This is a genomic window from Pseudomonas sp. AC112, from assembly GCF_979253545.1.
In genome coordinates this window covers 5,309,899-5,332,067 of record NZ_CEEDCM010000001.1, presented here as the reverse complement: position 1 = coordinate 5,332,067, position 22,169 = coordinate 5,309,899, and the positions used below count along the sequence as shown (strand labels likewise).

Here is a 22,169-nt window from a genome sequence, read left to right as displayed (position 1 = left end):
TGCGCGCCAGACTCACGTCTGGCGTTGCAATGGGCTGTCCGGATGGGTGCACACCTCCACCAGCCAATCGATAAACACCCGCACCCGCTGGGACAGTTGGCGATGGGGTGGATACAACGCAGTGAGCGCCATGGCGGGGGGTGCAAGACGTGACAGCACTTCCACCAACGTGCCTTGGGCCAGTTGCCGCGTGGCGTGATAGTACGGCGCCTGAATCAAGCCATAGCCAGCTTCACACGCGGCGAAATAACCGTCGGAGCTGCTGACCGCAATCACCTTATCCAGGTTGATCTCGCGCAATTCACTGCCCACCTGGAACTCCAGGCCAAAGCGTTTGCCGCTGGTACGGGAGACATACTCGACCATCCGATGGCCAGCCAGGTCGTCCAGCGTTTCGGGCACGCCGAAGCGTTCGAGGTAATCACGGCTGGCCAGGGTCACCTGGTTCATCATCGCCAATGGCCGGGCTACCAGCGACTCATCGAGTGCCTGACCGCCGCGCAGCACACAGTCCACACCCTCGCGAATCAGGTCTACCGTGCGATCGTTCAGGCTGATCTCTAGATCAATCTGGGGGTAACGCGCCGTGAAGGTGGGCAAGGCCGGAATCACGATCAAGCGCCCGATGCCCGAGGGCATATCAATGCTCAAGGTGCCACGCGGGTTCTGGCGTTGCGTAGAAAACACCGCCTCGGTTTCCTCAAGGTCCGACAGTAATTGCACACAGCGCTGGTAGTACGCCGCGCCATCGAGTGTCGGGCTGACCTGCCGCGTGGTGCGCTGCAACAGTTGCACGCCCAGGTGCGCCTCCAATTGCTTGATCAATACCGTGACCGAGGCGCGCGGCAGTTGCAGGCTGTCAGCGGCTTTGGCAAAGCCGCGCAACTCGACGATCCGAGTGAACACGCGCATCGCATTGAAACGGTCCAAGGGCGATTTCCTCAGCGGGATTATTTAGAAAATACGAACAGTGATAGTGCTTTTAGCCGGTTTATCTCGATTTTGTCGAGCGTGACAATGAAGGCCTTCCCACCCCAGGAGCTGAACCCATGCACACCCGTCAACTCGGCACACACGGTCCACGCGTCTCAGCCATCGGCCTCGGCTGCATGGGCATGAGCGATTTCTACACGCCCGGCAGCGACACCCGCGAGGCCATCGCCACCTTGCACCGTGCGCTGGAGCTGGGCGTCAACTTCCTCGACACCGCCGACATTTATGGCCCGCACACCAACGAACAACTGATCGGCCAAGCCATCGCCGGCAAACGTGACCAGGTGTTCCTGGCGAGCAAGTTCGGTATCGTGCGCGACCCGGCCAACCCTGCCTTGCGTGGCGTGAACGGCCGCCCTGAATACATCCGCAACGCCATCGACGGCACCCTGCGCCGCCTGGGGGTAGAGACCCTGGACCTGTACTACCAGCACCGTATCGACCCGCAGGTCGCTATCGAAGAAACCGTCGGCGCCATGGCCGAGCTGGTGCACCAGGGCAAAGTGCGGTACCTGGGCCTCAGCGAAGCCTCCGCCGCCACCCTGGAGCGTGCCCATCGGGTGCACCCGATCAGCGCCCTGCAAAGCGAGTACTCCTTGTGGAGCCGCGACCAGGAACACAACGGCTGCCTCGCCACCTGCCAGCGCCTGGGCATCGCCTTTGTGCCCTACAGCCCGCTGGGCCGCGGCTTCCTGACCGGCGCACTGAAAAGCCCGGACGATTTCGGAGCCGACGACTACCGTCGCTTCAGCCCGCGCTTCCAGGGCGAAAACTTCGGTAAGAACCTGGCGTTGGTGAAGCAGGTGCAAGCCCTGGCCGCCGACAAAGGCGTAAGTGCCGGGCAACTGGCGCTGGCCTGGGTGCTGGCGCAAGGCGACTTCATCATTCCGATCCCGGGTACCAAGCAGCGCAAATACCTGGAAGAAAACGTGGCGGCGCTGTCGATCCACCTCAGCCCGGCCGAGTTGGCGGCACTGGAGGCGATCTTCCCGGCCGAGGCTACCGCTGGCCTGCGCTACCCGGAGGCGGTGATGGCCATGCTGGATATCTGAGTCAACAGAGCGCCCTCACCCGGCGCTCTTTTTTCTTGTACGAACGTACCTAAAGCTCCGCTTCTCCAAGCCGATAGCCCTACGAAGCTCTAACAAAGCCGCGTCGATAATAAACGCTTCGTAAGGACGACCCCATGCCCCCACTGCGCTCCATCCAAGCCCGCTATACCCTGTTCCTGGTGCTGTTCGTCCTGGTGTTATTTGTGTTGACGGTGGTGGGTATCGGCCAGTTGGTCGCCCCCACGCTGCGCCACACCGAAGAACAGGTGGTGCTCAACCGCATCGCTGAAGTGGCCGAACAGATCCAGGGCGAGCTGAACAAAGTTCAGTCCCAGCAACGCACCATCACCCAGACCATCCCCTTGCTCGACAGCGATGCCATCGACAAAGTCCTGCCGGGCCTGGTCGATCAATATGGCGAACTGAAAGTCTTCGGTGGCGGGATCTGGCCGCTGCCCAACCAGCGCACACCGGGGCGCAACAAGCACAGCACGTTCTGGCACCGTGACGCGTCGGGCAAGCTGGCGGTAAATACCTTCTGGAACAGCGACCCTGCACCCAACTATTACGACCAGAGCTGGTACAAGGGCGGCCTCGCCTCACCGCGCGGCCAATGTGCCTGGGCCGCCGCCTACAAGGACGACGCCAGCCAGGAGCCACGCACCAACTGCGCCATGGCCATCCAGCGCGACGGCGTGCCCTATGGCGTCGCCACCATCGACGTGACCCTGGGCTTCTTCAATGACCTGGTGGCCAGCAAAGAAAAAGACATCGGCGGGCAAATGCTGATCGTCGAAGGCGACGGCAAAATCATCAGCAACAGCTCGCGCATCAGCGGCCCGGTGGTGTTGAAGAACATCAGCGAACTCACCGGCAGCTCGGCGTTCGCCGGCCAGGTCAGCAAAGCCCTGGCCCACCGCGACCAGGCGCTGCAACGCAGTGAGTTCGACAACCTGGGTGTGGCCAGCACCTTCTACATGCGCCCCATCGAAGGCACGCCGTGGTTTCTCGCCACTGCCCTGCCCACCTCGCTCATCACCGCCCAGCGCGATGACGTGCTCGGTACCCTGGCCTTGCTGCAAATCCCCATGGTGTTGCTGCTGGTGCTGCTCGCGGCGTATGCGATCCGCCAACTGGTGCAGCGCATGAAGTCGCTGAAAACCAATATCGACGCGCTGTCGGCCGGCGATGCCGACCTGACCCGACGCATCACCATCCGCGCCGAAGACGAACTGGGCGCCATTGGCCACTCGGTCAACCGTTTTATCGTCTACTTGCAGAACATGATCGGCGAAGTCACCCAAGCCACCGGTGCCATGTCGTCGAGCCTTGAGCAGCTGCAACGCACCTCGGCGCACACCAACCAGATCCTAGTGCGACATGCTTCGGAGACCGATCAGACGGTCACCGCCATCACCGAAATGAGCTCCACCGCCGACACCGTGGCGCAAAACGCCGCTGAAACCGCCGCGTTCACCCAGCGCGCCAACGAGCACGCCGACCGTTCCCGCGTGGTCGTGGGCGAAGCGTCCAATAGCGTCAGCGCCTTGATCGGCGAAGTGTCGAGCGCCACTCACAGCGTGGAAAACATGCGCCAGGATGCGGCGCGCATCACCGAAACCCTCGGCGTGATCGGCGCGATTGCCGGCCAGACCAACCTGCTGGCCCTCAACGCCGCGATCGAAGCCGCGCGTGCCGGCGAGCAAGGCCGTGGGTTTGCGGTGGTTGCCGATGAAGTCCGCGCGCTTGCGGCACGCACCCAGGCCAGCACCTCGCAGATCAACGAGATGCTGACGCGCCTGACCGCCGGGGTGAGTTCCTCGGTCGCGGCCATGGAAAACACCCAGGCCAGTTGTCAGTCCGCTGCGGATGCCACGGCACGGGTGAATACCGGGCTGGATGAGATGGCGGGTTCCGTCAGCCATATCAACAACCTCAGCACCCAGATCGCCACGGCCGCCGAGCAACAGAGTGCGGTGACCGAGGAGATCAACCGCAGCATGGTGCAGATCCGACAAATGGTCGAAGAGCTGGTACAGAGCGGCCACGCCACTGAAACCAATACCCAAAGCCTGCTGGATGCGAATGGCCGGGTGATTGCCTTGATGGGTCGATTCAAGGTGCGGTGATAAACGGCTGAAACACTCCCGTGCAATGTGCGGGAGTGGGACTATTCTGACAGTTCGAAGTGCTTAGAACTGCCACACAGGAGGTGTGCCATGCGCGCAGCCGAGCAATCGGTCCGCTTGGAGCGGATCAGTCAGGAACGCTTTATCCAAGCCCCTATCGACGCCGTTTACGACTACGTGACCCAGCCGGATCGCTGGCACGAATGGCACCCCACCTCCCTCAGCGCCGACACCGGCACCACTGGCTCACTCCCGGCAGGCGCGCGTTTTACCGAGTTCATCGACCTGCTCGGTGTGCGTGTCCCCATGAGTTACCGCGTACAAATCGCCCGACGCCCCGGCGAGTTCAAGACCGTGTTCACCTCCCTGGCCGTCGATGGCTCGATCCACTACTTCCTGTTGCCCCATCAGGGCGGCACGCTGTTCAAGCGCGTGTTGACCTATGAAACCGAGCTGCAGCTGGCGACCTTGCATGAACGCATGATCGAACTGTCGGCGATTGCCCTCGGCCAGCTCAAACACCGCCTGGAAAACCCGCCCTTCGTATAATCTTGAAACATTACCGCGCCACCTGCTGACCTGTGGGAGCTGGCTTGCCTGCGATGACGTCGTCATGATCGCCGCCATCCCAACGGCCACCTCCCGTACGCGAGATCCTATGAACACCACATTGCGCCTGGTCCTGCTGTCAGCCCTGTTCACCACCTCCCTGGCGCAAGCCGCCGAGTTGATCCCTATCGACGTGCACCGTGATGCCAACTGCGGCTGCTGCAAAAAGTGGATCAGCCACCTGGAAAGCAACGGTTTCAAGGTCAATGACCACGTCGAAGCCGACATGAGCGCCGTCAAGCAACGCCTGGGCGTGGCGCCGCGCCTGGGCTCGTGCCACACCGCCGTGATCGATGGCAAATTTGTCGAAGGCCATGTGCCCGCCGAACAGGTGCTGGCCTTGCGTAAACGTGACGACCTGCTGGGCGTCGCCGCACCGGGCATGCCCATGGGCTCGCCGGGCATGGAAGTAGAGGGTCGCAGCGAGGCCTATCAAGTTATCGGCCTGACCCGTGAAGGCAAGGATGTGGTGGTGGCCGAATACCCGGCGCAATGATCGCAGGCTACCTGGGGCTGTTCTTCGCGGCGTTTGGCGCCGCGACCTTGCTGCCGCTGCAATCGGAAGCGGTGCTGGTCGGCCTGCTGCTCAGCGGGCATTACAGCCTGTGGCTGTTGCTGGGTGTTGCGACACTCGGCAACGTGCTGGGTTCGGTGGTGAACTGGTGGCTGGGGCGCTGGGTTGAACACTTCAAGGATCGACGCTGGTTTCCCGTCAACGATCGGCAGTTGGAAAAAGCGCGTAACCATTACCAGCGCTGGGGGCATTGGACGTTGTTGCTCAGCTGGGTGCCGGTCATCGGCGACCCGCTGACGCTGGTGGCCGGCGTGATGCGCGAGCCGTTGTGGCGATTTCTGTTGCTGGTGACCCTGGCCAAAAGCCTGCGCTATGGCGTGCTGGCGGCCGTGACCTTGCAGTGGGTGTTAATCCCCACTTAATCCCCTCGCAACAGCATCCGAGCCACCCTTCTCGGAGCCCTCGCCAATGCCTCTGATCCGCGCTTTTTGTATCGCCGGCCTGCTCACGGCCACTGCCTCGCCGGTGTTTGCCGCGACCTACGGACCCGAACTGCAAGGCTTTGAATACCCCTACCCGCTCAAGCATTTCGCGTTTCAATCCCAAGGCAAATCCCTGCAAATGGGCTACATGGACGTACCAGCCAAAGGCACGCCCAACGGCCGCAGCGTGGTGCTGATGCACGGCAAGAACTTCTGCGGCGCAACCTGGGAGGGCTCGATCAAGGCCCTCAGCGACGCCGGTTACCGGGTGATCGCGCCGGACCAGATCGGTTTCTGCACCTCCAGCAAACCCGACCACTATCAATACAGCTTCCAGCAATTGGCGAACAACACCCACCAACTGTTGGAAAAGCTCGGCATTCAAAAGGCCACCCTGCTGGGCCATTCCACCGGCGGCATGCTCGCCACCCGTTACGCCCTGATGTACCCGGAACAAACCGAACAACTGGCGATGGTCAACCCCATCGGCCTGGAAGACTGGAAAGCCTTGGGCGTGCCCTCGCTGACCGTCGACCAGTGGTACGAACGCGAGTTGAAAGTCAGCGCCGAGGGCATTCGCAAGTACCAACTCACTACCTATTACGTCGGGCGCTGGAAGCCCGAATACGAGCGTTGGGTAGACATGTACGCCGGCCTGAGCAACGGCCCGGGGCATACGCGAGTCGCATGGAACTCAGCGTTGATTTACGACATGATCTTCACCCAGCCGGTGTACTACGAATTCAAGCACCTCCAAATGCCTACGCTGCTGCTGATCGGCACCGCCGATAACACCGCCATTGGCAAGGATGTCGCGCCGCCGGCGGTAAAGGCCAAGCTCGGCGACTATGCCGTGCTGGGCAAGCAGGTGGCTCGGTTGATCCCTCATGCGACGCTGGTGGAATTCCCGGGCCTGGGGCATGCGCCGCAGATGGAGGAGCCGGAACAGTTTCATAAAGCGCTGTTGCAGGGGTTGAACGCCCTTTAATCCAACCTTTTTCGAGGCATTCGTGAATGTCGGTACAGATCGCAGTCATTGATGATTGGCAGGACGTGGCCAGAGGCGTGGTGGATTGGTCAGTCCTTGAGGCGGTGGGCCAGGTGCACTTCCTGCACGACTACCCGGCGGATACCGCCACGATGATCGAGCGTTTGCAGGGGTTCGAGGTGATTTGCGTGATGCGCGAACGCTCCACCTTCGACAAGGCACTTCTGCAAAGGCTGCCCAAGCTCAAGCTGCTGGTGACGGGCGGCATGCGCAACGCCGCGATTGATATTCCCGCCGCCGAAGCCCTGGGCATTCAGGTGTGCGGCACCGACAGCTATAAACACGCCGCGCCGGAACTGACCTGGGCGTTGATCATGGCCTCCACCCGCAACCTGGTGGAGGAAGCCAATTCCTTGCGTGCCGGTCACTGGCAAGTGGGCCTCGGCGGTGATCTGCATGGCAAGACCCTGGGGATTCTCGGCCTGGGCAGCATTGGCCAGAAAGTCGCACAATTCGCCCAAGCGTTTGGCATGCAGGTGATTGCCTGGAGTGAAAACCTCACGCCGGAACGCGCGGCCGAGTCCGGCGTAACCTGGGTCAGCAAGCAAGCACTGTTCGAACAGGCAGACATCCTCACCGTGCACCTGGTGCTCAGCGACCGCAGCCGTGGGCTGGTGGATGCCCAGGCGTTGGGCTGGATGAAACCGAGCGCTCGCTTGGTCAACACCGCACGTGGCCCCATCGTCGATGAGCAGGCGCTGGTGCAGGCGCTGGAAAGCGGCCGGCTGGCCGGGGCGGCACTGGACGTGTATGCCGAAGAGCCGCTGCCTGCGGATCATCCGTTTCGCCGCCTGCCGAATGTACTGGCCACCCCGCATGTCGGCTATGTGAGTGAGCAGAATTACCGGCAGTTCTATTCACAAATGATTGAAGACATTCAGGCCTGGGCCAACGGTGCGCCCATTCGGGTGCTTGGCTGACGCACCAATAAAGGGCAAGACCACTTCCGGGCGCACGAATACATCAGGCTGAACCAGCTTGTTATTCATGGTGAGCGGGCCTGCTGTGGTGAACGGGGCTTGCTGTGGTGAGCGGGCTTGCCCCGCGCTGGGCTGCGAAGCAGCCCCAAACCAGACAACCGCGATCTATAGGGTGCACTGGCATAGCCCATTTGGGAGCGCTTCGCACTCCAGCGCGGGGCAAGCCCGCTCACCACAGAGAGCCAGTTCACTACAACAATCCGGCTCTCCCCGTAAATCTCCGAACCAACGCCGCCGCCTAATAACCAGACCTGTTTTTGTTAAAAGTATTTTGTCCTACAAAAAAACCCTGAAAACCCTACAGGCTCTAGGATCTGTCCTAGACTCATGACCGATGGGTCCGTTCCAAAACAAAAACCCCGCAAAAAATCGAAACTTTCGAACTCTGCCGTAGGTCCAGTTTTAAGGTAAGGCGAGCGCACGTGGTTCACACCTCGATGCCCGTCCATCCAATCTTTTTAGGCTTACCGTGCAACTGGCATACGCCTTGCCAGTTTGTACAGTGCTTGTGCGCCTGGCCGCAGGATGCGGTCATCGGAGCTAATGGCAGCGGGCCATTAGCCGACCAACATGTGGGAGAGAACTATGATCAGTGCCGCTGTAGATATTCAGGGAGAGCGTGTCAGTCAACCGGTAGGGGGGCCTCTGTTGGCCGACCTGCCCACCACTGTGCGGCCGATCGTGAGTCAGAATCCTAATCGCAAGAAAGTCCTGTTCGTGACCTCGGAATTTGCCGACCTGGTGAAAACCGGCGGCCTGGGCGATGTGTCTGCGGCCCTGCCCCGCGCCATGGCCCACCTGCACGATGTGCGGGTGCTGATCCCGGGTTACCCGCAGGTGATGGAAAGCGACAACCCGATCCATATCATCGGTGAGCTGGGTGGCCACGCCGCGCTGCCGCCGTGCAAGATCGGGCGCATGGACCTCAAGGACGGCCTGGTCATCTATGTGCTGATCTGCCCCGAGCTCTATGAGCGCGAAGGCACGCCGTACGGTGCCAACAACGGTCGCGACTGGCCGGATAACCATATCCGTTTCGCCCGCCTGGGCCTGGCCGCCGCCGACATGGCCGCCAACCTCGCACAGATCCACTGGTGCCCGGACCTGGTGCACGCCCACGACTGGCCCGCTGGCCTGGCCCCGGCCTATATGCACTGGCGTGGGTCACGCACCCCAACCTTGTTCACCATCCACAACTTGGCGTACCAGGGCGTGGTCAGCCTGGCATCCACGCCGGAGCTGGGCATTCCACCGCACGCCCTGCAACAGGAAGGCATGGAGTTCTACGGCAAGATGTCGTTCCTCAAGGCGGGCATGGCGTACTCCAGCCATATCACCACGGTGAGCGCCACTTACGCCCAGGAAATCACCACCCCCGAATTCGGCTGCGGCCTGGACGGCTTTTTGGCCAGCAAGACCCAGCAAGGCTTGCTCAGCGGCATTCCCAACGGCATTGAAGACAGTTGGGAAACCTCTACCGACCCGCACCTGACGCACAACTTCAATATCGGCGACTGGGAAGGCAAGGCCGTGAACGCCGCGCAAGTGCGCAACCTGTTCGGCCTGCACGACTCGACGGGCCCGCTGTTCGCCGTGGTTTCGCGACTGGTGTTCCAGAAAGGCCTGGACCTCACCGAAGCCGTGGCCAGCTTTATCGTCGAGCAAGGCGGCCAGATCGCGATCATCGGTCGCGGCGAGCCGGAAGAAGAAAACGCCATGCGTGAATTGGCGCTGCGCTTCCCGGGCCAGATTGGTGTACGCATCGGCTTTAACGAGACCGACGCCCGTCGCATGTTCGCCGGCAGCGATTTCCTGTTGATGCCGTCGCGCTACGAGCCCTGTGGCCTGAGCCAGATGTACGCCCAGCGCTTCGGCTCGCTGCCTGTGGCACGCAACACCGGCGGCCTGGCGGACACCATCGAAAACGGCGTGACGGGTTTTCTGTTCAATGAATCCACGGTCGACAGTTATAAAGAAGCCTTGAGCCGCGCGTTCAAGGTGTTTGCCTTCCCTGGCTTGCTCAACGCCATGCGCTGCCGGGCGATGACACAGCCTTTCAACTGGAGCCAGGCGGTGGAACCCTACGCCGAACTGTATGAGCAACTGGTGGCTAAAGCACTGGGGAAATCCGCTAAATAATCAAAGGGAGGTTTTTGTAGATGCCGTTACGGACTCTGGAAACCTGGCCCCACGGCGCAATCATGTTGGACGCGCAACACACGCGTTTTGCCTTGTGGGCGCCAGACGCGTTTTATGTCAGCGTTGAATTGGAAAACGGCAAGTCCGTCGCCATGCTGCCCCAGGCAGATGGCTGGTTTGAAACTGAAATAGCGTGCCCGGCGGGCACGCGCTACCGCTTCAATATCGATGGGGAAATGGATGTACCCGACCCTGCCTCCAGGGCCCAGGCCGCGGATGTACACGGTTGGAGCCTGGTGGTCGACCCTCTCGCCTATCAATGGCGCCACAGCAATTGGCAGGGCCGTCCCTGGCACGAAGCCGTCATCTATGAACTGCACGTCGGCGCAATGGGCGGTTACGCCGAAATCGAAAAACACCTGCCACGCCTGGCCGAGCTCGGGATTACCGCGATTGAGTTCATGCCGTTGGCGCAATTCCCCGGCGATCGCAACTGGGGTTATGACGGGGTCTTGCCCTACGCCCCCCAAGCCTCCTATGGCACGCCCGAACAGCTCAAGCACCTGATCGACAGCGCCCACGAACATGGCATGGCGGTGATCCTCGACGTGGTCTACAACCACTTCGGGCCCGACGGCAATTACCTGGGCCAGTACGCCAAGGGCTTCTTCCAGGAAGACGTGCACACGCCATGGGGCGCGGGTATCGACTTCGATCGGCGTGAAGTGCGGGACTTTTTCCTCGATAACGCGCTGATGTGGTTGCTCGAATACCGCTTCGACGGCCTGCGCCTGGACGCCGTACACGCCATTGACAACCCGGACTTCCTCAAGGAGCTGGCGCACCGCGTTCGCGAACAAGTGGACACGGGTCGCCACGTCTGGCTGATGCTGGAAAACGAGCTCAACCAGGCCAGCCTCCTGCAGCACGATTTCGACGCGCAATGGAATGACGACTTCCACAACGTCTTGCATGTGCTGCTGACCGGCGAAACCGACGCGTATTACAGCGATTTCGCCGAAGCGCCTACCGCCAAATTGGCCCGCTGCCTGGGCGAAGGCTTTATCTACCAGGGGCACACCACTCGGCATGGCCATGAACGTGGCGAACCCAGCGGCTACTTGCCCCCGACCGCCTTCGTGGCGTTCCTGCAAAACCACGATCAAATCGGCAACCGCGCCCTGGGCGAGCGCCTGCATCAACTCTGCTCGCCGCAAGCGCTCAAGGCGGCGACCGCCCTGCTGCTGCTGTCGCCAATGATCCCGCTAATGTTCATGGGCGATGAAGTCAACGCTGCGCAGCCGTTCCTGTTTTTCACCGACCACCATGGCGAACTGGCAGAAGCGGTGCGCGAAGGCCGGCGCAATGAGTTCAAGGATTTCGCGGCATTCCAGGACCCGGAGCGACGTGAGCGCATCCCCGATCCCAATGCCCTGCCCACCTTTGCGCAGACAACGCCTAGCTTTGACGCAAACGAACACACCCAGCTCTACCGCCAGCTACTGAGCCTGCGCCACCGCCACCTCGTGCCCCATTTGCCTGGCAGCATGGCCTTGGGCGCCGAAGTGTTGGCCGAGGGTGCCGTTTGCGCCCGTTGGCGCCTGGGCAATGGCAGCGTGTTGCAGATCGACCTCAACCTGAGCGACGCGCCCCTGGATCACCCAGCGACGGCGCCGGTTCTTTTTCAAACGCCTGCCGATGCCGGCGCACACCTGCCGCCGTACAGCGCACGTGTCACCCTATCCCCTGTTGGAGAGCACCCTTGAGCGAAGCGAACCTGGAAATCCTCGCCAGCCGAGCGGGCCTGGCCGTCGATTGGATCGACGCAAACGGCCGCCCGCAACGTGTGAAACCCGACGCCTTGCGCGCCGTTCTCAAAGGCCTGGGCCACCCGGCCGATACCGATGCCGAGATCGACGCCAGCCTGCTCGACCTGGAGCGAGTACAACAAGACAAACACCTGCCGCCCCTGCTGACCATCGACAGCGGCGAAGGCCTGGACCTGGCCCGCTACTTCGAACCGGACACCCCGTGCCGGGTCAGCCTCGAAGATGGCGACACCCTGGAACTGCGGCTCGATGGCGACGCCGTTATGCCCGGTGTCATTGCCCTGGGCTATCACCAGGTCCACATTGCCGACCAGAGCTTCACCCTGGCCGTTGCTCCGACCCACTGCTACAGCGTGGCAGAAGCCGTCGACACCCAACCTGCCCGTGCCTGGGGCCTCAGCGCCCAACTGTACAGCCTGCGTCGCCTAGGCGATGGTGGCTTCGGCGACACCCTGGCCCTGGAGCACCTGGCCCGTTCGGCGGCCGAACGTGGCGCCGATGCGTTGGCGATCAGCCCGATGCACGCGATGTTCAGCGCCGACACCGGGCGCTACAGCCCGTATTCGCCCTCCAGCCGGTTGTTCCTCAACAGCTTGTACGCCTCGCCGGGCTGCATCCTCGGTGAGCGCGAAGTGCGCAATGCCATCGAGGCAACAGGGCTCGCGGACGCGCTGCACGATCTGGAGCAACACACCCTGATTGACTGGCCGACTGCGGCCAAGGCCAAGCAGCGCTTGCTGCGTGCGCTGTATGAAGACTTCCGCCACGGCCACCACCCGCAACACGCCGACTTCCAGAGTTTCCGCCAGGCCGGCGGTGAAGCCCTGGAGAACCACTGCCGCTTCGAAGCTGTGCAAGCAGCCCGCGCCGCGGCAGGTGAAGACCTTGACTGGCGCCACTGGCCTGAAGCCTGGCGCACCCCGCAGAGCCCGGCGCTGGCGCAGTTCGCCGAAGACAATCGCGATGAAATCGGCTTCTTCGCCTTCAGCCAATGGCTGATCGCGCGCTGCCTTGAGCGCGCGCAACAAGCCGCGCGCGGCAGCGGCATGGGCGTCGGCCTGATCGCCGACCTGGCCGTGGGCGCCGACGGTGGCGGCAGCCAGGCCTGGAGCCGCCAGGATGAACTGCTCGCGGACCTGACCGTGGGTGCCCCGCCGGACATTCTCAACCGCGCCGGCCAGGGCTGGGGCATTTCCGCGTTCTCCCCCGAAGGCCTCAAGCGCCATGGCTTTCGCGCCTTTATCGAGATGCTGCGCGCCAACTTTGCCCATGCCGGCGGCTTGCGCATTGACCACGTGATGGGCCTGCAACGCCTGTGGGTGATCCCCATGGACGCCTCGCCCAGGGAAGGCGCCTACCTGTATTACCCGGTAGACGACCTGCTGCGCCTGCTGGCGCTGGAGTCGCACCGCCACCAGGCCATCGTGCTCGGTGAAGACCTGGGCACGGTGCCGGATGGCCTGCGCGAAAAACTCATCGCGCGTTCGATCCTGGGCATGCGCGTGCTGTTGTTCGAGCAAAACCACGACGGCCAGTTCCGGCCGATCCTCGACTGGCCCGACAACGCCCTGGCGACCACCAGCACCCACGACCTGCCGACGCTCAACGGCTGGTGGCACAGCCGTGACATCGACTGGAACATCCAGCTCGGCCTGATCGATGCGCCCACCGTGGAGCAATGGAGCGAACACCGCCTGCGCGAGCGCCAGGCCCTGCGCCAGGCCTTGAGCCAGGACCCGCAGAACTTCGTCGAAGAAATCCGCAATGAAACCGACCATATGATCGACGCCAGCGTGCGCTACCTCGGCCACACCCGCGCCCCCCTGGTGCTGCTGCCGCTGGAGGACGCCCTTGGCATCGAAGAGCAGGCCAACCTGCCCGGCACCACCGACACCCACCCTAATTGGCGCCGTCGCCTGGCGGGTGAGGCCTCGAGCCTGCTCGACAATGCCGGCGCCGCCCGCCGCCTCGAACTGTTGGCCGTCGCGCGCAACCAAGCCTATGAGCGTGACCGATGAAAGCACTGCCCCTGCGCGCTACCCAGCGCCTGCAATTCCATAAAGGTTTTACCCTCGATGACGCGGTGCCCCTGGTGCCGTATTTCGCCCGGTTGGGCATCAGTCACCTGTATGCCTCGCCGCTGCTCAGCGCCCGTGCCGGCTCCATGCACGGCTACGATGTGGTCGACCCCACCAGCGTCAACCCGGAACTCGGCGGCGAGCCGGCCCTGCGCCGCCTGGTCGCCGCGCTGCGTGAACACGAGATGGGCCTGATCCTCGATATCGTCTCCAACCATATGGCCGTCGGCGGTGCCGACAACCCCTGGTGGCTGGACCTGCTGGAATGGGGGCGCCTGAGCCCCTACAGCGAATTCTTCGATATCCAGTGGCATTCGCCCGACCCGCTGCTCAAGGGCCAGCTGTTGATGCCGTTCCTTGGCAGCGACTACGGCGAAGCGCTGCAGACCGGCACCCTGACCCTGCAGTTCGATGCCGCCCACGGCACGTTCTACGTTGAGCATTACGAACACCGTTTCCCGATCTGTCCCAAGGACTACGCGGCGATCCTCGGCAGCGATGAGCTGCTTAAACCCCTGGCCGAGCGCTTCAGTGCCCTCGCCTACCAGGACGACGCCTACCATGAGGCGGCCTGGCTCAAGCAAGCGCTGGCGGAACGCGCCACCGAAGTGTTACCCGCGATCGAGGCGCGGTTGAGTGCGTTCGACGGGCGCCAGCCGGAAGGCTTCAACCGCCTGCACCAGTTGCTGGAACAGCAAGCCTATCGCCTGGCCAGCTGGCGCACGGCCGCGGACGATATCAACTGGCGGCGCTTCTTTGATGTCAACGAACTCGGTGGCCTGCGCGTCGAGCGCACGGCGGTGTTTGAAGCCACCCATGGCAAGATTTTCGAACTGATCAGCGAAGGCCTGGTGGACGGCCTGCGCATCGACCATATCGACGGCCTGGCCGACCCGCGCGGTTACTGCCGCAAGCTGCGCCGCCGCGTGGATTCGCTGTCGCCGGAGCGGCATTTGCCGATCTTTGTCGAGAAGATCCTCGGCGAAGGCGAAACCCTGCGTGAAGACTGGCAAGTGGACGGCACCACCGGCTACGAATTCATGGACCAGCTCTCGCTGCTGCAACATCACCCGGAAGGCTTCGAGCCCTTGGCCGAGTTATGGACCCGTCACAGCGAACGGCCTTCGGCGTTCATCGAGGAAGCTCGGCTGGCACGCCAGCAGATCCTCAACGGTTCCCTCGGCGGCGACTTTGAAAGCGTGGCCCAGGCCCTGCTGCAAGTAGCCCGCGACGATGTGATGACCCGCGACCTGACCCTCGGCGCCATCCGCCGGGCCCTGCAGGAACTGATCGTGCACTTCCCGGTGTACCGCACCTACATCAGCGCGCGCGGCCGTAGTGCTGCCGACGACAAGGTGTTCCAGCAGGCCATGGACGGCGCACGCACCACCCTCGGCGAAGGCGACTGGCCGGTGCTCGAACACCTGGAAAAATGGCTCGGCGGCCAGCCTTGGCGCAACCGCCCGGTGGGCCGCGAGCGCAAGATCCTCAAGCACGCGTGCGTGCGCTTCCAGCAACTGACCTCGCCCGCCGCCGCCAAGGCGGTGGAAGACACCGCGTTCTATCGCTCAGCGGTATTGCTGTCGCGCAATGACGTGGGCTTCAGCACCGAGCAGTTGAGCGCCCCGTTGGCCGAGTTTCATGCGATCAACCAACACCGCCTGCAGACCTTCCCCGACAACCTGCTGGCCACCGCCACCCACGACCACAAGCGCGGTGAAGACACGCGCGCGCGCCTGGCCGTGCTGAGTGAGTGCGCGCCCTGGTACGCCGAGCAGGTGAACCACTGGCGCACCCTCGCCGCGCCCTTGCGGGTGGAGGCCAATACACCGTCTGCCGGCGATGAATTGATCCTCTACCAAGTCTTGCTCGGCAGTTGGCCGCTGGATCAGGGCGCTGACTTCGACGGCTATCAGCAACGCCTGTGGCAGTGGCAACAAAAGGCCCTGCGCGAGGCCAAATTGCAGAGCAGCTGGAGCGCACCCAACGACGCGTATGAGCAAGGTGTCGAAGCCTTCCTGTCGCGGCTATTGCTCAGCGACGAAGGCCAGGTACTGCGCAGTGCCATCGGCGACGCCGCCCAGTCGATCGCCCCGGCCGGTGCCCTCAACGGCCTGGCGCAATCCTTGCTTCGCATCACCGTGCCGGGTGTGCCGGACCTGTACCAGGGCGATGAGTTCTGGGACTTCAGCCTGGTGGACCCAGACAACCGTCGCCCGGTGGATTTCAACGCGCGGCAACAGGCGCTGGACACCCCACCGGATACCGGCGAACTGCTGTTCAACTGGCGTGACGGGCGCATCAAGCAGGCGTTGATCGCTCAGGTACTGGCCTTGCGCAAAGCCCACCCTGAGCTGTTCCGCAGCGGCACCTACACGCCGCTGGAAGTGGTCGGCACACACGCCGAACGGGTGGTCGCGTTCTGTCGCGAACATCAGGGTAAACGCTTGCTGGTGGTGGTGCCGCGCTGGTCGCACCCCCTGCTTGAAAACGGTGTGTATCCACAGATCAATGCGCAGGTTTGGGGCGATACACGGGTGAAATTACCGTTCGCCGCGACAACTCAAAACTGGAAGGGACTTTTTCATACAGGCGCAGTCACACCAGACAAGGAGCTGTTGATCAGCACTGCCCTGGGGGATTTCCCGGTCAATGTCTTTATCAATCCTGATGATCAAGAGAGCTGAAATTTTCTGTGAGGAGCATTGTGATGAGTACTGAAGACAAACGCATTCGCGAACTGGCGCATCAGATCTGGGAGTCTGAAGGTAAACCCCATGGCGAGGACGCGCGGCACTGGGAGATGGCGCGCAAACTGGCCGAAGCCGAAGCGCTGACGCCGAGCAAGCCCAAGGCCGCAGCCAAGCCCAAGCCAGGCGCGCCCAAGCCCCCGGCGAAAGCCAAGCCGTCCGCACCGGCGGCGAGTAAACCTGCGCCACCGGCCTCGAAGAAACCGCCGGCACCGAAAAAACCCAAGCCTTGACCCAAGCCTCTTGCCGGCGCCGTCGGCAAGAGGTGATTTCATTTTCCAGATTGTCAGCTGAATTCTCGTCAGCACGGCCGCGTTCGGCCTGAAAAAAGACCTTTGCAGGAGCAACTCAATGAGCAAACCCGATAAAACCCCATCGACGCCGGGCAACGAGCCGTCGCGGATTCGTGAAGGTTTGCCCTTCCCGCTTGGCGCCACCTGGGACGGACTGGGCGTCAACTTTGCACTGTTCTCGGCCAACGCCACCAAGGTGGAGCTGTGCCTATTCGACGACTCTGGCGAAGTCGAACTGGAGCGTATCGAACTCCCCGAATACACCGACGAAACCTTCCACGGCTACCTGCCCGACGCCCACCCCGGGCTGATTTACGGCTACCGCGTGTACGGTGCGTATGATCCGGCCAACGGCCACCGCTTCAACCACAACAAATTGCTGATCGACCCGTATGCCAAGCAGTTGGTGGGCGAACTCAAATGGTCCGAGGCGCTGTTCGGCTACACCATCGGCCACCCGGATGACGACCTCAGCTTCGACGAGCGCGACAGCGCGCCCTTCGTGCCTAAATGCAAAGTGATCGACCCGGCGCACACCTGGGGCAATGACCAACCGGTACGCGTGCCGTGGGACCGTACAATCATCTACGAGACCCACCTGCGCGGCATCAGCATGCGCCACCCTTCGGTCGCCGAATCCGTACGCGGTACTTGCGCCGGGCTGATGGAAGATGACGTGCTCAAGCACATCCGCCAGCTGGGTATCTCGTCGGTGGAGTTATTGCCAGTGCATGCCTTTGTCAATGACCAGCACCTGCTGGAAAAAGGCATGACCAACTACTGGGGCTACAACAGCATCGCGTTTTTTGCCCCCGACCCGCGCTACCTGGCCAGCGGCAAGATCGCCGAGTTCAAGGAGATGGTCGCGCACCTGCACGAAGCCAAGCTCGAAGTGATCCTGGACGTGGTCTACAACCACACCGCCGAAGGCAACGAACGCGGGCCGACCCTGTCGATGCGTGGCATCGACAACGCCTCGTACTACCGCTTGATGCCGGATGACAAACGCTTCTACATCAACGACTCCGGCACCGGTAACACGCTGGACTTGAGCCACCCGTGCGTGCTGCAAATGGTGACCGACTCCCTGCGTTACTGGGCGACGGAAATGCACGTCGACGGCTTCCGCTTTGACCTGGCAACTATCCTCGGCCGCTACCGCGACGGCTTTGACGAGCGCCACAGCTTCCTCGTGGCTTGCCGCCAGGACCCAGTGCTGCGCCAGTTGAAAATGATCGCTGAGCCCTGGGACTGTGGCCCTGGCGGTTATCAGGTGGGCAACTTTCCGCCGGGCTGGGTGGAGTGGAACGACCGTTTCCGCGACACCGTGCGCGCATTCTGGAAAGGCGACGATAGCCAGTTGGCTGACTTCGCCGCCCGCATGACCGCCTCCGGCGAGATGTTCAACCACCGTGGCCGTCGCCCGTACAGCTCGGTGAACTTCATCACCGCACACGACGGTTTCACCCTGCACGACCTGGTCTCCTACAACGACAAGCACAACGAAGCCAACGACGAAAACAACCAGGACGGCAGCAACAACAACCTGTCCTGGAACCACGGTGTCGAAGGCCCGACCGACGATCCGGAAATCAACGCACTGCGCCTGCGCCAGATGCGTAACTTCTTCGCCACGCTGCTGCTGTCCCAAGGCACGCCGATGCTGGTGGCCGGCGACGAGTTTGCACGCACCCAGCACGGCAACAACAACGCCTACTGCCAGGACAGTGAGATCGGTTGGATCAACTGGGACCTGGACGAAGACGGCAAGGCGCTGCTCAAGTTTGTGAAACGCTTGATCAAGCTGCGCCTTGCCTACCCGATCCTGCGTCGTGGGCGCTTCCTGGTGGGCGACTACAACGAAGACATCGGCGTGAAGGACGTCACCTGGCTGGCGCCGGATGGCAACGAAATGACCACCGAACAGTGGCAAGACAGCCATGGTCGCTGCCTGGGCATGTTGATGGATGGCCGCGCCCAAGAGACAGGTATTCGCCGCCCAGGCGCCGATGCCACGTTGCTGCTGGTGGTCAATGCGCACCACGACATGGTCAATTTCCGCCTGCCGTCGGTACCGGAGGGTGAATTCTGGACCTGCATGCTCGACACCAACGAGCCTGCCGTGCGCGGCCAGGAACGCTTTGACTTTGATCACGAGTACGCAGTGACTGGCCGTTCGTTGCTACTGTTTGAACTGCAGCGCGAAGACGAGGTGTGAGATGGCTTTGCATGGATTCCTTCAGGGCTTCCGGGGCTATGCGGACACGCAAGCCCTGGGCGCGGCCCTGAGGGCACTTCAGGAGGAAGGCCTGGACCAACTGCCCTTGCCGGGCAGCGGCCAGACATTGGCGCGGTTCAGCGGCTTGGCGCAGGTGGCAGGGCATGACCTGCGCCTGTGCAAGCTGTTCGAAGGCCACACCGACGCCCTGGCAATCATCGCTGAGCTCAACAGCCCCCTGCCGCCCTTGGGCAGTACGTGGGGCATGTGGGCTGCCGAGCCTCCCACCGCCAAGGTGCGCGTGTACCGGGAGGGCCACCGCTTGAAGGTGCAGGGACGCAAGGCCTGGTGTTCCGGCGCAGCGGTGGTCAGCCATGGGTTGCTGACCGCCTGGGACGAAGAGGATCGCCAGCAACTGGTGGCGGTGCACATGGATCAACCTGGCATCACCGTCACCGACGAGGGCTGGAACGCCGTGGGCATGGCCGCCACCGGCAGCGTTGAAGTGGTATTTGACGAGGCCTGGGGCCTGGCGGTAGGCGGTCCCGGGGATTACCTCGCCCGCCCCGGTTTCTGGCAAGGCGGCATTGGTATCGCTGCGTGCTGGTATGGCGCGGCGCAACGCCTGGCGGAAGTCTTGCGCGAGCAATGCAGCAAGCGCCCCGAACCCCATGCCCTCGCCCACTTGGGTGCGGTCGACAGCGTCTTGAACAGTGCCGCATGCGTACTGCGCGCCAGCGCAGAACAGGTTGACCTCGAACCCAGGGCCAATGCCAGAGAGTTGGCTCAACAGACACGTGCCTGCATCGAAGACACCGTCGAACAGGTAATACGCCACGTCGGCCGTGCGGTCGGTGCCGGGCCTTATTGCAAGGACCCGCACTTCGCCCAATTGATGGCCGACCTGCCGGTGTATATGCGCCAGAGTCATGCCGAGCGCGACCTTGCCGGCCTCGGCGAGCTCGTCGCCGGCGAACCCACAGGGAGGTGGCAACTATGAAACCCAACCCGATCGTGGGCCAGGGCACGCCTCTGCATCACTGGCAGGCTTCGCCCAAAATGGCCGAACTGGCCTTTATCAGCGTCGAGCAGTTAGTGCCCGAAGGCCATCGTGCGGTGATCATCGCGCCGCACCCGGATGACGAGGTGCTGGGCTGTGGGGGCCTGATGCAAGGCCTGGCCGCACTGGGCAGGCCGATCCAGTTGATATCCGTGACCGACGGCAGTGCCAGTCACCCCGGTTCCCGGCGTTGGCCGGTGGAGCGTTTGAGCGTGGTGCGTCCCCAGGAGTCAGCCCAGGCCTTGCATCGTCTCGGCGTGCCCCTGCATAGCTTGAAATGGTTGCGCGCGGGATTTGCCGACAGTCAAGTGGCCGCGCGAGAGGAGGAACTCACCGCGTTTATCCAGCGCCACCTCAAGCCCAACGATGTGGTGTTCACCACTTGGCGTGAAGACGGGCATTGCGACCATGAGGCCGTCGGCCGCGCCAGCGCCAAGGCCTCACAGGCGGTGGGTGCGACCCTGTATGAGCTGCCGGTGTGGACCTGGCACTGGGCAACGCCCGAAAACAGCCTGGTGCCCTGGCACCGCGCGCGCAAGCTCCCGCTGAGCTGCGAAGCCGTGGCCCGCAAGCGCCACGCCATCCATGCTTTCGCCAGTCAGTTGGAGGGCGACCCGCAGATCGGCTTGCCCCCGGTGCTCGCGCCCTATGTGGTGGAGCGTCTGTTGCAACCCTTTGAAGTGGTATTCGTATGAGTGTGGCCACGCCTTACTTCGACCAGCTGTTCGCCGAGAACGATGACCCCTGGGCCTTTCGCCAACGCTGGTATGAACGGCGCAAACGCGCGATGACCCTGGCAATGCTCACGCGCCCTCGCTACGCCTCGGTATTTGAACCCGGTTGCGCCAACGGCGAGCTGAGCTTCGAGCTGGCGCCGCGCTGCGATCGCCTGCTGTGCTGCGACACCGCTTCGGCCGCCGTGGCCCTGGCGCGCAGTCGTCTGCTGGGCTTCCCCTATGCCGACGTGCAACAAAGCCGCTTGCCCGAGCAGTGGCCGACCGGCCAATTCGAGCTGATCGTATTGAGCGAGTTGTGCTACTACCTTGACGCCGATGACCTGTGCGAGCTGGTCGATAGAGCCCGCGCCTCGCTGACCGCCAATGGCCAGGTCCTGGCCTGCCACTGGCGACCGCCGATCGAAGGTTGCCCGCAAACAGCCGAGCAGGTGCACACCCTGCTCCATGAGCGCCTGGACCTGCCACGCGTCGCCAGCCATCACGAACATGACTTCCTTCTTGACCTGTGGAGCCGCGACGGCACCTCGGTTGCCACCCTCGAGGGCCTGCGATGATCGGCATTCTGATCCCGGTACACAACGAAGAGGCGTTGCTGGGCGACTGCCTGGAAGCGGCACTGATCGCGGCCAGCCACCCCGGGTTATTGGGGGAAGACGTCAACATCCTGGTGATACTCGACAGTTGCAGTGACGCCAGTGCCGCCATCGCCCAGGCCTACCCCGTGCAGTGCCTGGAAGCCCAGGCACGCAACGTGGGACACGTGCGCGGTGTAGGCGCGCGGCACCTGCTCAATCAGGGGGCGCGCTGGATCTCCTGCACCGACGCCGACAGCCGGGTAGCCCCGGATTGGCTGGTGGCGCAGTTGGCGCTGGGGGTGGACGCGGTGTGCGGCACCGTCACCGTGGATGCGTGGAGCGAAGGGTTCGACCCCGCCGCCCAGATTCGTTACCAACAAGGCTACGAGGCGCGTGACGGTCATCGGCATATCCACGGGGCTAACCTTGGGGTGAGCGCCGGCGCCTACGTGCGCGCTGGCGGCTTTGAACCCCTGGCCTGCCATGAGGACGTGCAATTGGTGCGCAACCTGGAACTGTGCGGCGCTTCAATTGCCTGGAGCCACGCCCCGCAGGTGATCACCAGTGCGCGCCTGGACGCCCGCGCACAAGGCGGCTTCGGCGATTACCTGAAGAGCCTGATGCTCGCGACGTGAAAAAAACGGCATTACAGAATGTAAAACCAGCCAATCCTTGTCTATGCT

18 protein-coding genes and 1 pseudogene are annotated in these 22,169 nt (G+C 62.8%); 18 read left to right on the top strand and 1 reads right to left on the bottom strand.

Translation table 11 applies throughout. From position 1 onward, the window contains the following. Positions 1-12: 12 nt before the first annotated feature. The gene (locus AC0IYN_RS24765; RefSeq protein WP_471843708.1) at positions 13-930 is read right to left on the bottom strand and encodes a LysR family transcriptional regulator; all 918 of its coding nucleotides are present in this window, start codon (positions 928-930) and stop codon (positions 13-15) included. Positions 931-1,049: 119 nt separating this feature from the next. On the opposite strand from AC0IYN_RS24765, the gene AC0IYN_RS24760 reads away from it, so the two are divergent. The 18 genes and pseudogenes from AC0IYN_RS24760 (at position 1,050) to AC0IYN_RS24675 (ending at position 22,121) form a co-directional block, all read left to right on the top strand. Next, positions 1,050-2,045, top strand: a complete 996-nt coding sequence (locus AC0IYN_RS24760; RefSeq protein ID WP_471843706.1) for an aldo/keto reductase — start codon at positions 1,050-1,052, stop codon at positions 2,043-2,045. A 134-nt stretch (positions 2,046-2,179) separates the two neighbouring features. Further along, positions 2,180-3,313, top strand: a pseudogene (locus AC0IYN_RS24755) (HAMP domain-containing protein); the annotation flags it as partial. 15 nt (positions 3,314-3,328) lie between these two features. Further along, a complete protein-coding gene (locus tag AC0IYN_RS24750) occupies positions 3,329-4,174 on the top strand; it encodes a methyl-accepting chemotaxis protein (RefSeq protein ID WP_370737448.1) in 846 nt (281 codons plus the stop codon). Positions 4,175-4,264: 90 nt separating this feature from the next. Beyond that, complete coding sequence (locus tag AC0IYN_RS24745) at positions 4,265-4,723, top strand: SRPBCC family protein (protein WP_078048616.1); 459 nt, start codon at positions 4,265-4,267, stop codon at positions 4,721-4,723. 109 nt (positions 4,724-4,832) lie between these two features. Next, on the top strand, positions 4,833-5,279 hold the full coding sequence (locus tag AC0IYN_RS24740) for a DUF411 domain-containing protein (RefSeq protein WP_457238258.1): 447 nt from the start codon (positions 4,833-4,835) through the stop codon (positions 5,277-5,279). After that, entirely contained in the window at positions 5,276-5,719 is a 444-nt protein-coding gene (locus AC0IYN_RS24735) for a YqaA family protein (protein ID WP_406597001.1), read from the top strand. Before AC0IYN_RS24740 ends, AC0IYN_RS24735 begins: the two co-directional genes overlap by 4 nt. 46 nt (positions 5,720-5,765) lie before the next feature. After that, on the top strand, positions 5,766-6,767 hold the full coding sequence (locus tag AC0IYN_RS24730; protein WP_406597000.1) for an alpha/beta fold hydrolase: 1,002 nt from the start codon (positions 5,766-5,768) through the stop codon (positions 6,765-6,767). Positions 6,768-6,793: 26 nt separating this feature from the next. Continuing rightward, positions 6,794-7,747, top strand: coding sequence for a D-2-hydroxyacid dehydrogenase family protein (locus AC0IYN_RS24725; RefSeq protein ID WP_471843702.1), 954 nt, complete (start codon positions 6,794-6,796; stop codon positions 7,745-7,747). A 645-nt stretch (positions 7,748-8,392) separates the two neighbouring features. Next, a complete protein-coding gene (gene glgA, locus AC0IYN_RS24720) occupies positions 8,393-9,946 on the top strand; it encodes a glycogen synthase GlgA (protein ID WP_078048621.1) in 1,554 nt (517 codons plus the stop codon). Between the two features lie 20 nt (positions 9,947-9,966). After that, entirely contained in the window at positions 9,967-11,712 is a 1,746-nt protein-coding gene (treZ, locus tag AC0IYN_RS24715) for a malto-oligosyltrehalose trehalohydrolase (RefSeq protein ID WP_471843699.1), read from the top strand. Then, positions 11,709-13,793 carry a 4-alpha-glucanotransferase gene (malQ, locus tag AC0IYN_RS24710; RefSeq protein ID WP_457266525.1) on the top strand — a complete coding sequence of 695 codons (2,085 nt, stop codon included), beginning with the start codon at positions 11,709-11,711 and terminating at the stop codon, positions 13,791-13,793. Before treZ ends, malQ begins: the two co-directional genes overlap by 4 nt. Further along, on the top strand, positions 13,790-16,540 hold the full coding sequence (locus AC0IYN_RS24705; RefSeq protein WP_471843697.1) for a malto-oligosyltrehalose synthase: 2,751 nt from the start codon (positions 13,790-13,792) through the stop codon (positions 16,538-16,540). Before malQ ends, AC0IYN_RS24705 begins: the two co-directional genes overlap by 4 nt. 23 nt (positions 16,541-16,563) lie before the next feature. Beyond that, a complete protein-coding gene (locus AC0IYN_RS24700; RefSeq protein ID WP_471843695.1) occupies positions 16,564-16,836 on the top strand; it encodes a DUF2934 domain-containing protein in 273 nt (90 codons plus the stop codon). Between the two features lie 118 nt (positions 16,837-16,954). Next, entirely contained in the window at positions 16,955-19,114 is a 2,160-nt protein-coding gene (glgX, locus tag AC0IYN_RS24695; protein WP_069023686.1) for a glycogen debranching protein GlgX, read from the top strand. 1 nt (position 19,115) lies between these two features. Beyond that, on the top strand, positions 19,116-20,114 hold the full coding sequence (locus AC0IYN_RS24690) for an acyl-CoA dehydrogenase (protein ID WP_457247532.1): 999 nt from the start codon (positions 19,116-19,118) through the stop codon (positions 20,112-20,114). Next, positions 20,111-20,869 (top strand): PIG-L deacetylase family protein, encoded by a 759-nt coding sequence (locus AC0IYN_RS24685; RefSeq protein ID WP_457238254.1) that lies wholly within the window; start codon positions 20,111-20,113, stop codon positions 20,867-20,869. Before AC0IYN_RS24690 ends, AC0IYN_RS24685 begins: the two co-directional genes overlap by 4 nt. Further along, positions 20,866-21,465, top strand: a complete 600-nt coding sequence (locus AC0IYN_RS24680; RefSeq protein ID WP_406598778.1) for an SAM-dependent methyltransferase — start codon at positions 20,866-20,868, stop codon at positions 21,463-21,465. The genes AC0IYN_RS24685 and AC0IYN_RS24680 overlap by 4 nt, the downstream gene beginning before the upstream one ends. After that, positions 21,462-22,121: a glycosyltransferase family 2 protein gene (locus AC0IYN_RS24675; protein WP_406598779.1), complete on the top strand. Its 660-nt coding sequence runs from the start codon at positions 21,462-21,464 to the stop codon at positions 22,119-22,121. Before AC0IYN_RS24680 ends, AC0IYN_RS24675 begins: the two co-directional genes overlap by 4 nt. The last annotated feature ends 48 nt before the right edge of the window (positions 22,122-22,169 follow it).

Coding starts and splice junctions, on each gene's coding strand:
- AC0IYN_RS24760 (WP_471843706.1), top strand. CDS start 1,050: ATGCACACCCGTCAACTCGGCACACACGGTCCACGCGTCTCAGCCATC.
- AC0IYN_RS24740 (WP_457238258.1), top strand. CDS start 4,833: ATGAACACCACATTGCGCCTGGTCCTGCTGTCAGCCCTGTTCACCACC.
- AC0IYN_RS24745 (WP_078048616.1), top strand. CDS start 4,265: ATGCGCGCAGCCGAGCAATCGGTCCGCTTGGAGCGGATCAGTCAGGAA.
- treZ (WP_471843699.1), top strand. CDS start 9,967: ATGCCGTTACGGACTCTGGAAACCTGGCCCCACGGCGCAATCATGTTG.
- AC0IYN_RS24690 (WP_457247532.1), top strand. CDS start 19,116: ATGGCTTTGCATGGATTCCTTCAGGGCTTCCGGGGCTATGCGGACACG.
- glgX (WP_069023686.1), top strand. CDS start 16,955: ATGAGCAAACCCGATAAAACCCCATCGACGCCGGGCAACGAGCCGTCG.
- AC0IYN_RS24685 (WP_457238254.1), top strand. CDS start 20,111: ATGAAACCCAACCCGATCGTGGGCCAGGGCACGCCTCTGCATCACTGG.
- AC0IYN_RS24700 (WP_471843695.1), top strand. CDS start 16,564: ATGAGTACTGAAGACAAACGCATTCGCGAACTGGCGCATCAGATCTGG.
- AC0IYN_RS24705 (WP_471843697.1), top strand. CDS start 13,790: ATGAAAGCACTGCCCCTGCGCGCTACCCAGCGCCTGCAATTCCATAAA.
- AC0IYN_RS24730 (WP_406597000.1), top strand. CDS start 5,766: ATGCCTCTGATCCGCGCTTTTTGTATCGCCGGCCTGCTCACGGCCACT.
- AC0IYN_RS24750 (WP_370737448.1), top strand. CDS start 3,329: ATGATCGGCGAAGTCACCCAAGCCACCGGTGCCATGTCGTCGAGCCTT.
- AC0IYN_RS24680 (WP_406598778.1), top strand. CDS start 20,866: ATGAGTGTGGCCACGCCTTACTTCGACCAGCTGTTCGCCGAGAACGAT.
- AC0IYN_RS24725 (WP_471843702.1), top strand. CDS start 6,794: ATGTCGGTACAGATCGCAGTCATTGATGATTGGCAGGACGTGGCCAGA.
- AC0IYN_RS24735 (WP_406597001.1), top strand. CDS start 5,276: ATGATCGCAGGCTACCTGGGGCTGTTCTTCGCGGCGTTTGGCGCCGCG.
- glgA (WP_078048621.1), top strand. CDS start 8,393: ATGATCAGTGCCGCTGTAGATATTCAGGGAGAGCGTGTCAGTCAACCG.
- AC0IYN_RS24675 (WP_406598779.1), top strand. CDS start 21,462: ATGATCGGCATTCTGATCCCGGTACACAACGAAGAGGCGTTGCTGGGC.